At 63.4% G+C, this 12,137-nt stretch carries 10 protein-coding genes and 1 pseudogene; 6 read left to right on the forward strand and 5 right to left on the reverse strand.

Annotated elements, in window-relative coordinates; all coding sequences use genetic code 11:
* The 4 genes and pseudogenes from L6637_RS31030 to L6637_RS31045 all read right to left on the reverse strand — a co-directional run.
* On the reverse strand, positions 1 to 675 hold a 675-nt coding region (locus tag L6637_RS31030; protein WP_237872879.1), incomplete at its 3' end, for an IS701 family transposase.
* Positions 676 to 749: 74 nt separating this feature from the next.
* A pseudogene (locus L6637_RS31035) lies at positions 750 to 1,510 on the reverse strand (IS5 family transposase).
* 71 nt (positions 1,511 to 1,581) lie between these two features.
* Positions 1,582 to 2,364 carry an enoyl-CoA hydratase/isomerase family protein gene (locus L6637_RS31040; protein ID WP_237872881.1) on the reverse strand — a complete coding sequence of 261 codons (783 nt, stop codon included), beginning with the start codon at positions 2,362 to 2,364 and terminating at the stop codon, positions 1,582 to 1,584.
* A gap of 132 nt (positions 2,365 to 2,496) precedes the next feature.
* The gene (locus L6637_RS31045; RefSeq protein WP_237872883.1) at positions 2,497 to 4,587 is read right to left on the reverse strand and encodes a molybdopterin oxidoreductase family protein; all 2,091 of its coding nucleotides are present in this window, start codon (positions 4,585 to 4,587) and stop codon (positions 2,497 to 2,499) included.
* 225 nt (positions 4,588 to 4,812) lie between these two features.
* Here L6637_RS31045 and L6637_RS31050 point away from each other — a divergent pair, with 225 nt between their 5' ends.
* Genes L6637_RS31050 through L6637_RS31065 form a run of 4 tightly spaced genes read left to right on the forward strand, consistent with a single transcriptional unit; the run spans position 4,813 to position 9,098 of the window.
* Complete coding sequence (locus L6637_RS31050) at positions 4,813 to 5,793, forward strand: tripartite tricarboxylate transporter substrate binding protein (protein ID WP_237872884.1); 981 nt, start codon at positions 4,813 to 4,815, stop codon at positions 5,791 to 5,793.
* 13 nt (positions 5,794 to 5,806) lie between these two features.
* Positions 5,807 to 6,277: a (2Fe-2S)-binding protein gene (locus tag L6637_RS31055; RefSeq protein WP_237872885.1), complete on the forward strand. Its 471-nt coding sequence runs from the start codon at positions 5,807 to 5,809 to the stop codon at positions 6,275 to 6,277.
* Complete coding sequence (locus L6637_RS31060; RefSeq protein ID WP_237872886.1) at positions 6,274 to 8,403, forward strand: xanthine dehydrogenase family protein molybdopterin-binding subunit; 2,130 nt, start codon at positions 6,274 to 6,276, stop codon at positions 8,401 to 8,403. The genes L6637_RS31055 and L6637_RS31060 overlap by 4 nt, the downstream gene beginning before the upstream one ends.
* On the forward strand, positions 8,400 to 9,098 hold the full coding sequence (locus L6637_RS31065) for a molybdate ABC transporter substrate-binding protein (RefSeq protein ID WP_237872887.1): 699 nt from the start codon (positions 8,400 to 8,402) through the stop codon (positions 9,096 to 9,098). The genes L6637_RS31060 and L6637_RS31065 overlap by 4 nt, the downstream gene beginning before the upstream one ends.
* Before the next feature lie 9 nt (positions 9,099 to 9,107).
* Here L6637_RS31065 and L6637_RS31070 read toward each other — a convergent pair whose 3' ends face one another.
* Entirely contained in the window at positions 9,108 to 9,914 is an 807-nt protein-coding gene (locus tag L6637_RS31070) for an SDR family NAD(P)-dependent oxidoreductase (protein ID WP_237872888.1), read from the reverse strand.
* A 414-nt stretch (positions 9,915 to 10,328) separates the two neighbouring features.
* Here L6637_RS31070 and L6637_RS31075 point away from each other — a divergent pair, with 414 nt between their 5' ends.
* Together L6637_RS31075 and L6637_RS31080 are read left to right on the forward strand one after the other, a co-directional pair.
* Positions 10,329 to 11,024, forward strand: a complete 696-nt coding sequence (locus L6637_RS31075; protein WP_237866873.1) for a GntR family transcriptional regulator — start codon at positions 10,329 to 10,331, stop codon at positions 11,022 to 11,024.
* 55 nt (positions 11,025 to 11,079) lie between these two features.
* The gene (locus L6637_RS31080) at positions 11,080 to 12,072 is read left to right on the forward strand and encodes a TRAP transporter substrate-binding protein (RefSeq protein ID WP_237872889.1); all 993 of its coding nucleotides are present in this window, start codon (positions 11,080 to 11,082) and stop codon (positions 12,070 to 12,072) included.
* Positions 12,073 to 12,137: the final 65 nt, after the last annotated feature.

Here is a 12,137-nt window from a genome sequence, read left to right on the forward strand (position 1 = left end):
CCCGCGCTCTGTTAGCCCTTGTCGAAACGGTGCGCTGAGGCCGTATCCTGCATCCGCCAGCACACATCCAAAGCGCACGTTGGCTGCCATCGCGCGGTCAATCTCGGCCAAAGCAATTTCCGGCTTGGACCGTGGCGTTCGGTGTTCGACTGGCACGCGAGCGCGCTTCAAACGAGACATGTCGCTTGTCCAACTGTCAGGCAAAAAGAGACGTAACGCGACCATCACTGGCACTTCGCCGCGCGCAAGCGTTAAAGACACCAGCGTTTGGCAATTTGCCGTTTTACCGAGAGCCGACGCGTATTGAGCCGCAACACCGACCGAGCGCTCACCCTTCTTCGGCAGTGAGGTGTCATCAATAACCAGCACCGCATCGCTGCCGCCGACAAGTCGGTCCGCCTGGTTGAGCAGCTCTGTCTCCAGCGGCGTCGCGTCCCAGACACCGTCCGCAATGAAATGGTGCAACTGGTCGTAGTTGCTCGTGGCAAGGCGTTCCGCCATCGGCTGAACGCTCTTGCGATCGCCAGGACCGATCAATCCCGCAACATATAGAGGACACATCCGCTGTCGGGTCTTATGACCAAGCCGGTCCAAGAACGGCATCAGCCAGCGTTCGAGTTCGTCTTCCCATCCCGGCATGGTCAGCCCTCCAAGAGCCGACCACCCATGAATCATTGAAAAATTGATTCGGGAATCCTATAAATCGCGGTGAAATCAACAATCTGCCAAAGTAGTGTTAGGGTTCAGACTCAATTGATCCAACAGGCGACGATGGCGGCGAGGTGGACGGCGGCTAAGAAGTTCCTGGCGAGTTTGTCATACCGAGTAGCGACACGCCTGAAATCCTTGAGCCGGCAGAAACAGCGCTCGATGACATTGCGTCCTTTGTAGGCACGTTTGCTGAAGCTGTGGAGGACCACCCTGTTGGATTTGTTTGGAATGACGGGCTTCGCGCCGCGATCGACGATTTCGGCCCGAAAGCCGTCGCCGTCGTAGCCTTTGTCCCCGATAAGGCTAGACATGGGCGGCGCGAGCTTCAAAAGGGCCGGTCCTGCGGCAATATCTGCGGCTTGCCCCGGAGTGAGATGAAATGCGCAAGGTCTGCAATCAGGGTCGCTCAGCGCGTGGATTTTCGTGGTCCGCCCACCGCGCGAGCGGCCGACCGCCTGTTCATGCTCCCCCCTTTTCCGCCGCTCGCCGAGCGATGCGCTTTGATCGTGGTGGAGTCGATGGACAAAGTCACGCTGTCCTTGCCACAGCGGGCGAGCGCTTCAAAGATCGCCTGCCAATGTCCGCGCTTAGCCCAGCGATTGAAACGATTGTAGATCGTCGTGTACGGGCCATAATCGGGCGGGCAATCGCGCCAGCGCGCACCGCACTGAAGCATGTGAATGATGCCGCTGATGATACGTCGATCATCATCGCGCGCCGGGCCGGTCTGGTTCGTTGGCAGATGTGGGCTTATCAGAGCCCATTGCTCGTCGTTGAGCCAGAACAGTCCTTTGCGCATCCAACTCCCCCGCACCGAATCAATTCGGTGCGAGGGAATCAAAGTTCGCTAATTAGGTACAGACCCTAGATCTACCGCCCCGTCCAGACCGGCTTCCGCTTTTCGCTGAATGCCTTCAGCCCCTCCTTGGCGTCTTCGGTCATCGCCAGCAGCGCGATCTGGCTTTCGGTGTAGGCAATGCTCTCGTCGAAGGACATCGCGGCGATGGCGCGCATGGCGTATTTGCCGCGGCGGATTGCGGTCGGGGATTTGTCGACGATGCGGCCGATCAGCCAGTCGACCTTGGCGTCGAGCTCGGCCGCGGGCACGACGTAGTTGAGCAGGCCCGCTGCCTGCGCCGCCTTTGCGTCGAACGGCTCGCCCGTGAGCGCCCATTCGTTGACGAGGCGCCTCGGCGCGATCTCTTGCAACAGGCTCAGCACCTGCATCGGAAACACGCCGACCTTCACCTCCGGCAGGCCGAAGATCACATGGTCTGCCGCAACCGCCATGTCGGTCATGCACAAGAGGCCCATGCCGCCGGCCATGCAGACGCCACCGACGCGCGCGATCGCCGGCTTGGTCGCATTCTGCGACAGGCGCAGCAGATCGGCGTAGTCGACATTGGGCCTGGAGTGATCCATCGCGAAAGCCGCGCCGGAATTCTGTAAATCGGCGCCGGCGCAAAACGCCTTGTCGCCCACGCCGGTCAGCACGATGACGCGAACATCCTTGTCGTCATGTGCGTCGCGATAACCTTTCGTGATGCCGGCGATCACGTCGCCGTTCAGCGCGTTGCGCTTCTCCGGCCGGTTGATGGTGATCCAGAACGCCTGCCCGCGCTTCTCGGTGATGACGGCTGTGGTGTCGGTCATGACGCTTGATCCTTGCTCCTGGTCTGCAGCCATTTGCGGCAGCTCCGGAGTGAGGTGCAAGGGCAATTTGCCAGGAGGCGCCGCTTTAGCGCCTCGACACAAATTTGTAGGGAAGCACAGCGCGAGTGCAGCTCAGGTTGCGGTCGCTTTCCTGATCCAGACCTTGTTGTCGTGGAACGCAGCGCCCCCGATCGGCGCGATCGTATCGGCGCCGGTCAGCATGTTGATGCCGCGGCCGCCGATATGATTTTTGTTCGGATGCACGGATTCCGCGATCAGCACACCGCGCCGCACGCCCTCGAACAGAGCGGCAATCAGCGTGGTCTCGCCCCTGATATTCCCGAGCGTCACCGCATCGCCATCGGCGATGTCGAGCGCGGCCGCATCCAGCGGATGGATCATCACGCTCGCCTTGCCTTCGCGCGCCTGCGAGGACGGGGTCTCGTTGAAGGTGGTGTTGAGGAAGCTGCGCGAGGGGCTGGTCGCCAGCCGGAACGGATGGGCCTGATCGCTGTGCTCGATGACAGCCCAATGATCCGGCAGCGACGGCATCTTGTCGAAATCGCCCATGGTCTGGCCGAACGGCGGATGCGCCCAGTCGGCCTTGAAGTGGAATTTCTTGTCGGGATGAGCAAAGCCATCGAGATAATGCGAGGTGCGGAAATCCGGCTGCAGATCGCGCCAGAGATCGGCCTCGAGGCCGGCGATGTCGCCGTGGTCGCTCAGCTTCAGCGTCGTGTCGATCAACTCCCGCGGCGTCATCTCGAAGCCCGGGTGCTTCGCGCCAAGCCGTGGCGCCAGCGCCTGCAGCACCTGGTGGTTGGAGCGGCACTCGCCAGGTGGATCGATCAGCTTGGGGCCGACCGAGATGTGCTGATGACCGCCGCCGTAATAGAGGTCGTCGTGCTCCATGAACATCGTCGCCGGCAGCACGATGTCGGACATCAATGCCGTCTCGGTCATGAACTGCTCATGCACCGCGACGAACAAGTCCTCGCGCGCAAAGCCCTGCCGCACCAGCGCCTGCTCCGGCGCCACCGTCATCGGGTTGGTGTTCTGGATCAGCATCGCCTTGACCGGACCCCTGCCCAGCAGGGCCTCGGCATCGCCGGTGAGGATACGACCGATCTGCGACTGGTCGAGCGCGCGGACCGTCTTGTCGAGCGCATCATGACCTTCGATGACGGATTCGTTGAAATGCCAAAGCGCGTAATTGTTGAAGAAGGCGCCGCCGCCTTCATATTGCCAAGCGCCGGTCACCGCGGGAATGCAGTTTGCCGCATGCATCTGCATCGCGCCGTTGCGCGAACGCGTGAAGCCGTAGCCGAGCCGGAAGAAGGTCCGCTTGGTCTCGCCGACGGCCTTGGCGAAGGCCTCGATCTCGGCGACCGGCACGCCGCAGATCGCGGACGCCCATTCGGGCGTGCGCGACCTCAGATGCGCCTCGAGCTCATTGGGACAGTCAGTGTACTTGTCCATATAGGCGCGGTCGGCGTAGCCGTCGCGGAACAGCACATGCATCACGCCGCAGGCAAACGCGCCGTCGGTGCCGGGGCGCAGCAGGATCTTGATGTCGGCCTGCTTCATGGTCTCGTTGTCGTAGATGTCGACGGCTGCGATCCTAGCACCGCGCTCCTTCCGCGCACGCGCGGCATGCGTCATCACGTTGACCTGGGTGTTGACGGGATTGGTGCCCCAGATCACGACAAAATCCGACAGCGCCATCTCGCGCGGATCGACGCCCGCGATCTTGCCGGTGCCGATTGCAAAGCCGATGCGCCCGACATTGGCGCAGATGGTCTGGTAGAAGCGCGAATATTTTTTCACATGCGTGAGACGATTGAGGCCGTCGCGCATTACCAGGCCCATGGTGCCGGCATAGTAGTAGGGCCAGATCGATTCCGCGCCGAATCCGCGCTCAGCCTGGTTGAAGCGGTCGGCGATCTCGACGAGCGCCTCGTCCCAGGAGATCCGCTCGAACTGGCCGGAGCCCTTCGGTCCGGTTCGGCGCATCGGATACATCACCCTTTCAGGATGATGGATGCGCTCGGCGTAGCGGGCGACCTTGGCGCAGACCACGCCGGCCGTATAGGTCTGCTTCTTAGAACCACGGACGCGGCCGATGCTGCGGCCCTCGACCACCTCGACATCGAGCGCGCAGGCCGACGGGCAATCGTGCGGACAGGTGGAGTGGCGGATCTCGATCTTGGCGTGCTGGTTCATGAACAATTTCGTAACATCAAAAGTCCTGTGAGCCGAGGGCATTTATCCGGCACTGCCCATGCAAAATGCTCAAAGCCGGCGCGCGGCCTGTTCCGCCGCGACCGCGAAATGCTGGGTGCACACCGAAAACGGGCAGATATTCCTGATCAAATCGACTTTGTGAGGCGTCGACAGTGTGCGTCTGCTCCCTCTACAGTGCGGGCCAACAAGAACGAGTTCAGGGAGGTGGGTGTGAGGGCCCGATACATTTCGCTGGCGCTGGCCGCCGGCCTGCTCGCCGCATTTTCCGCAAGCCCGTCCCCGGCGCAGGATTATCCCGCGCACGCGGTCCGCATCGTCGTGCCGTTCGGCGCGGGCGGACCGGCTGACGTCGCGGCCCGGCTGATTGGCCAGGCGCTCCAGGAGCGCTTCGGCCAGCCCTTCGTGGTCGAGAACCGCACCGGCGCCGGCGGCGTCATCGGCACCGTCGAGGCGGCGAAGTCCCCTGCCGACGGCTACACCTTGCTGATGATGTCCAACACCCAGACCGCAAATGAATCGCTGCTGACCGCAGAGCAGCGCAAATACGATCTGATGCGCGACCTCGCGCCGATCGCGCCGGTGAACTATTCCGATCTCGTTATCGTGGTGAACCCGCAAGTCCCCGCGAAAACGCTTGCCGAGTTCATCGCACTTGCGAAGTCGCAGCCGGGCAAGTTGAACTACGCCTCATCAGGCCAGGGTACGCCCTATCACATGGCCGGAGAGCTGTTCAAAGCCATGGCCGGCATCGACGTCGTCCACGTCCCCTACCGCAACAGCGGCGAGGCCCGCAGCGGCGTGATCGGCGGCCAGGTGCAGATGATGATCGACGCGGTGCCGGCGATGGCGCCGAACATCGGCGAGAACCAGGTCCGTGCGCTCGCGACCACCGGCCAACAGCGCTCTGCCGTGCTGCCGAACGTGCCGACCGCCGGCGAAGCCGGCGTTCCCGGCTACGAGGCAACGATCTGGCTCGGCCTGATGGCCCCAGCAGGCACGCCCAAGCCCGTCATCGACAAGCTCAACTCAGCCGTCAACGCGATGGTGAAGCGTCCCGACATCGTCAAGCTCTGGACTGAGCAGGGTGCCGTACCGATGTCGATGACATCGGAGGAGTTTGACAAATTCCTGCGCGGCGACATCGCGAAATGGGCCGACGTTGTCAAGAAATTCAACAAGTCCTGAGGCTAGGCGGGTCATGCCCACCATTCAATTCCAGCTCAACGGCGCTGCGATGTCCGTGGACGTCGATCCAGACCAGACGCTGCTCGATGTGCTGCGTGGGCGGCTCGGCATCACCGGTGCGCATTTCGGCTGCGGCGCCGGCGAATGCGGAGCCTGCTCTGTGATGGTCGGCGGCCACGCAATGACGTCCTGCGATATGCCGATGTGGTCGGTCGCGGACAAGGATGTCGTCACGCTGGAGGGCCTCGGCACAATCGAGCAACCGCATCCGCTGCAACGCGCTTTCATCTCCGAACAGGCGATGCAATGCGGCTATTGCGTCTCGGGCATCATGATCAGCGCGGCAGCGCTGCTGAACAGCAATCCGGCTCCGACGGAGGCGGAGGTCAGAGCGGCGCTCGATCGCAATCTGTGTCGCTGCGGGTCGCATAACCGCATGGTCCGCGCCGTGCTGCGCGCTGCATCGGAGATGGCCACGTCATGAGTGCGCCGCCTCCCGGTCCGAAACTGCCGCACAGCCTTGCCGCCAACCCAAGACTGTCGTCCTGGGTACGGTTCACCGCCGAAGGCCGCGTCGCGATCTCGCCCGGAAAGGTCGAGATCGGCCAGGGCATCGTGACGGCGCTGGCGCAGATCGCCGCGGACGAGCTCGACGTCGAGATCGGCCGCATCGAGATGATCCGCGCCTCGACGGCCGCGAGCCCGAACGAAGGCGTCACCTCCGGCAGCCTGTCGATCCAGCAATCCGGCCGCGCGCTGCGTCACGCCTGTGCGGAGGTACGCCAGCGCTTTCTCGCGGCAGCGTCGGAACGTCTCGGCGTCGATGCGGCGCTGCTGGGTGTCGAGGATGGCGTGATCTCCGGCCCCGGCAATGTCGCGACCAGCTATTGGGAGCTCGCCGGAGACGTATCGCTCGAACGCGATGCAACACCTGGCACAGTCGCCAAGTCCGCCACCACACGCAGCGTCGCCGGGCATTCCATTCAGCGCGTCGACATTCCCGACAAGGTGTTCGCGCGGCCGCGCTTCATCCATGATCATGCACTGCCCGAGTTGGTGCACGGGCGCGTGCTGCGGCCGGACATCTCGGGCGCAAGATTGACCGCGCTCGACGAGGCGCCTGCGCGCGCCGTTCGCGGGCTCATCGCGATCGTCCGCGACGGCGGTTTTGCCGGCGTCGTCGCCGACAGCGAGGCTGCGGCTGAAGCCGCGCTGAAGGCCCTGCGCAAGGGCGCGACATGGTCGGCGGGGGAGCCGCTGCCTGATGAGAACGATCTGGCTGGTTTCCTGAGAAGCCAGCCGATCGAGACGACGATCATCGACGCCAGGACGCCGGCCGTGACCAAGGCTGCGCGTACACTGCGCCGGCAATACACCCGCCCTTACATCGCGCATGCCTCGATCGCGCCGTCCTGCGCATTGGCGCAATGGGACGGCGACCGTGTCCACGTCTGGACGCATAGCCAAGGCGTCTATCTGCTCCGCGTCGATCTCGCAATTGTGCTCAAGCTGCCGGCCGAGAACATCGCCGTCGAGCACATGGAAGGGGCTGGATGCTATGGCCACAATGCTGCTGACGACGTCGCGCTCGATGCCGTGCTGCTGGCAAACGCCGCCGACGGCCGTCCGGTGCGGGTGCAATGGTCGCGCCACGACGAGATGTTCCACGCACCGTTTGGGGCCGCGATGGCCATCGAGATCGAAGCCGACCTCGATGCGGAAAACGAGATCGTTGGCTGGCGTCATGCGATCTGGAGCAATGGTCATACCGCGCGGCCTGGGCGCGCGGCCCAGCCCGCACTGTTGGCGGCAAGCGAGATCGCCAATCCCTATCCGCGCATGATCTCGACAAATCCGCCGCCCGCCAATGGTGGCGGCAGCGACCGCAACGCCGTTCCACTCTACGATCTTCCGGCCTGGACCATCACCAGCCATCGCCTGCTGACAATGCCGGTGCGCACCTCGTCGCTGCGGACCCTCGGCGCGCAGGGCAACGTGTTCGCGATCGAATCACTGCTCGACGAGATCGCAACCTTACGCGGCGAAGACCCGATCGCATTTCGCCTGCGACATCTCCGCGACGAGCGGGCCCGTGAGGTCCTCCGCGCCGTCGCACGACGCGCAGGCTGGAAGCCCGAAAAGCATACGGGTATCGGTCACGGCGTCGGCTTTGCCCGCTACAAGAACACGGGCGCCTATTGCGCCGCCATCGCCGAGATCGAAGGCGCCGACGACATCCGCGTGAGACGGCTGACGCTTGCGGTCGACGTCGGCGAGGCCATCAATCCTGATGGCGTCATCAACCAGATCGAAGGCGGCGCGATCCAGGCGACGAGCTGGGTGCTGCAGGAGCGCGTCCGCTTCGACCGCACGCACATCACCTCGACCTCGTGGACGGACTACCCGATCCTGACCTTCAGCGAGGTCCCGGCCGTGGATGTCGAGATCATTCAGCAGCCTGAGATCGAGCCGGTCGGTGCTGGCGAAGCCGCACACGGCCCTGTGACGGCGGCCATCGCGAATGCGGTGTTCGATTGCCTCGGCGTGCGCGTACGCGACCTGCCGATCACGCGCGACAAGATCATCGCAGCCATGGAGCTTGCATTGTGACGACAGTGAACATCTTGAGCGGCGGTGCGGCGCAAGGCTTGGTGCGCGGCCTCACCGAGGCCTTCAAGGCGCAGACCGGCTTCGGCATCGACGGCGAATTCGGCGCTGTCGGCGTGATGGCGGACAAGCTGCGCGCAAGCACGCCCGCGGACCTCGTGATCCTGACGCAGGCTCTGCTTGCTAAGCTTACGGCGGAGAAACTTGTCGTCCCCTCCTCGATCTCCGATGTCGGCCGGGTCGAGACCGCGTTGGCGGTCCGCAGCCGCGACCCCAAGGTGACTGTGAAGACGGAAGCCGATCTGCGCGACGTCCTGCGGTCCGCAGACGCCATCTACGTTCCCGATACCAGGGCCTCCACCGCAGGCCAACACGTGGCAAAAGTACTGGATCAGCTCGGCATCGCCTATGAGGTCACGTCGCGCCTGAAGATATTCCCGAACGGCGCTACGGCGATGCGCGAGTTGGCGACGTCCACCGCGTCGCGGCCGATCGGATGCACCCAGGCGACCGAGATCATTGCGACTGACGGCATCGCGCTATCGGGTTCGCTGCCGCCGGGATGCGAGCTGGTGACGATGTACACGGCCGGCATCGCCACGCAGGCGGTGCATCCGAAGGAAGCGGCGGCGCTGATCGCGCTGCTGACCGGCGCAGACCAGAGAGACCTGCGCCAGCGCATGGGTTTTGCGAGCTAGATGCGCGGCTTATTTGTGCAGCTGGGTGAGACCGGTCGGCGGGCCGTCAACTCCGGTCCAGCCACCATCGACAAACAGCGTGCTGCCACTGACATAGCTCGCTGCATCCGAGGCGAGATAGGCAACGGCCGTGGCGACCTCGTCGGCGCTGCTCCAGCGGTTGAACACGGTGTGGCCGGCGTAGAGATTGTAGATGTCGGGCCGCTTCTTGAAAGGGCTGGTCAGCGCAGTCTCGACGATGCTCGGCGCGATTGCGTTGACGCGCACGCCGGCATGGCCGACCTCGGAGGCAAAGCCCTTCACCAGCAAACCGATTGCCGCTTTGGTCGAGCCGTAGACTCCCAGGCCCGGCTCGATGGTCACCGCGCGCACCGAGGAGCAGGCGATGATGCTGCCACCCTTCTGCTCGACCATGATGCGGCCGAACGCCTGGAAGAACCAGACCGTGCCTTTGACGTTGAGGTTCAGGACGCGGTCGAGATCCTCCTCGGTGTAGTCGAGGATGGTCTTGCGGATGTTGAGCCCGGGCGTCGTCACGGCGATGTCGAGCCGCGCGAACTTCTGCATTACCGTCTTGGCGAGCGCATTGACGTCGGCAATGCTTGAAGCATCGCAGCTCGCCGCCTCGGCCCAGCCGCCCTTGTCGCGAATGCCCACGGCCGTCGTCTCTGCCGCATCAAGCGCGCGATCGGCGCAGACCACTCGGGCGCCAAGCCCTGCCAGCGCTTCGGCCGACGATTTGCCGATGCCCGATGCGGCGCCAAGCACCACGGCGGTCTTGCCGGTGAGATCGAAGAGCTTGCGATAGTCAGTCACGGTCACATCCTTTTCTTGTTGCAGCCATGCGGCTCGTTGCGCAGCAAACGGCCGGGATACGAGGTCGGGGTACGTTCGTACACCCGGCAGCCAACCCATCAATCCAAAAACGGCATCGATCGATGCTCGCTTCAACTTGGACTCCGCACTCCGCGCGCCCTTACGAAGGCCGACGGGGAAATGGATTCAAGGAGGGGCGCTTGAGCGCGAACAGATCCGTCATGGTCGCCAGAAAAATCTCGCGCTCTGCTTTCGGTTCGAGAACAACCGCTTCCTGCTGCAATGCAGCAGAGACACCCCCTCCTAACCTCCTAGTTGATCTTCGCGCAGACCGTCTCGTATACTAATATATCAATTAACTGAGCACGCATGTCCGCCCGTTCGACGAAGAAGACTGAGGCCTCGGCTTCAACGATGACCGGTCCTCGCCGCGGTCGGCCACCGCTGCGGGCGACGGCGTCGTCGCGCATCTACAGTGAGCTGCGCAGCGAATTGGTCACGATGCGACGCCGGCCTGGCGAAGCGGTTTCGGAGTCCGAGATCGCGCTCAGCTATGGCGTCAGCCGCACGCCGGTGCGCGAAGCGATCCTCAAGCTCTCCGACGAGGGCCTGCTCGACGTTTTCCCGCAGTCGGGCATCTTCGTTTCCCGCATCCCGCTCGCCGCCCTGCCTGAGGCCATCATCATCCGCAAGGCTCTGGAGGAGACGACGGCGCGGCTCGCGGCCGAACGCGCGACGACGAGCCAGGTTCTGCAATTGCGCTCGATCGTGGAACGTCAGCGCGAAGCGGATGCGGCTGGAGACCGTGTTGCATTTCACCAGGCCGACGAGTTATTCCACGCCACCATCGCCGATGTCGCCAGACATCCCGGAATCTGGACGCTGATCCTGCATGTGAAGGTGCATGTCGATCGCTATCGCCAACTGACGCTGCCGGTCACCGGGCGCATGACGCAGGTGATTGCCGAGCATGAGCCGATCCTCGCGGCGATCGAGGCGCGCGACCCGCAACGTGCTGGGATTGCGATGGAGCGGCATCTCGACCGGCTGCTCCGCGACATCTCGGAGACGCAACATACCAATCCGGAGTTTTTCGCCAGCACGGAATGACCGTATCGCCGGTCGACGACGACACACACCGAAGAAATAATGAGGGAGGACTACCATGAGACGCCGTGATTTCATCAAATTGAGTGCAGGACTTGGCGCAGCCACGCTTGCTCCGATCTCGTCAGGCCGCGCCCAGACCAAGGCCGTGTTCAAAGCTGCCGACGTGCAGCCGGTCGGCTACCCGACAGTTGCCGCCGTCGAGAGCATGGGCAAGAAGCTCGCCGAAGCGACGCAAGGCCGGCTCTCGATCCAGACCTATCCCTCCGCACAACTCGGCGCGGAGAAGGAAACGATCGAGCAAACCCAGATCGGTGCGATCCAGATGCTGCGCGTCAGCGCCGGCGCGGTTGGCCCGATCGTCGACGACATCAACGTCGTCAACATGCCGTTCCTGTTCAAGAATGTGGCCCAATCCTGGAAGATGATGGACGGCGACGTCGGCCAGGAGCTGCTCGAAAAGATCACGGCGAGCCCGAACGCCAATCTGGTCGGTTTGTGCTGGATGGATTCCGGCGCGCGCAGCTTCTACAACACCAAACACCCGATCAAATCGATCGCCGACATCCACGGGCTGAAGCTTCGCGTGATCGGCAATCCGATCTTCATCGACATGGTCAACGCGCTTGGCGGCAACGGCATCGCGATGGGCTATGACCAGGTGTTCTCATCGCTCCAGACCGGCGTGATCGACGGCGCGGAGAACAACCCGCCGAGTTACGTGTTCAGCAACCACTACACCGCGGCGAAATACTACTCGCTGACCGAGCACCTGATCATCCCCGAGATCCTCTGCTTCTCCAAGCGATCCTGGAACGCGCTGTCTGCCGACGACCAGGCGCTGATCAAGAAGTTTGCGCGCGAGGCCCAGCTCGAGGAGCGCGAGCTCTGGAAGAAGTATGAGACGACGGCGATGGAGAAGGCCAAGGCCGCCGGCTGCGAGATCGTGGAGATCGCCGACAAGAAGCCATTCCAGGATGCGGTCAAGCCGGTCTGGGACAAGTATGGCCCGAAATACCAGGCCATGATCCAGCGCATCCAGGCGCTCTAAGCTTGCTCAAACAGGAGCCAAAGCGCGGCGATCACTCACCGCGCTTTGGCCTTCACAATCCGGAC

This window comes from Bradyrhizobium zhengyangense (genome assembly GCF_022012435.1).
Classification (GTDB): Bacteria; Pseudomonadota; Alphaproteobacteria; order Rhizobiales; family Xanthobacteraceae; genus Bradyrhizobium; species Bradyrhizobium zhengyangense.

Excerpts from the sequence above, each read along its gene's own strand:
- L6637_RS31075 (WP_237866873.1), top strand. The coding sequence starts at position 10,329 with ATGACCGGTCCTCGCCGCGGTCGGCCACCGCTGCGGGCGACGGCGTCG.
- L6637_RS31040 (WP_237872881.1), bottom strand. The coding sequence starts at position 2,364 with ATGACCGACACCACAGCCGTCATCACCGAGAAGCGCGGGCAGGCGTTC.
- L6637_RS31045 (WP_237872883.1), bottom strand. The coding sequence starts at position 4,587 with ATGAACCAGCACGCCAAGATCGAGATCCGCCACTCCACCTGTCCGCAC.
- L6637_RS31055 (WP_237872885.1), top strand. The coding sequence starts at position 5,807 with ATGCCCACCATTCAATTCCAGCTCAACGGCGCTGCGATGTCCGTGGAC.
- L6637_RS31060 (WP_237872886.1), top strand. The coding sequence starts at position 6,274 with ATGAGTGCGCCGCCTCCCGGTCCGAAACTGCCGCACAGCCTTGCCGCC.
- L6637_RS31080 (WP_237872889.1), top strand. The coding sequence starts at position 11,080 with ATGAGACGCCGTGATTTCATCAAATTGAGTGCAGGACTTGGCGCAGCC.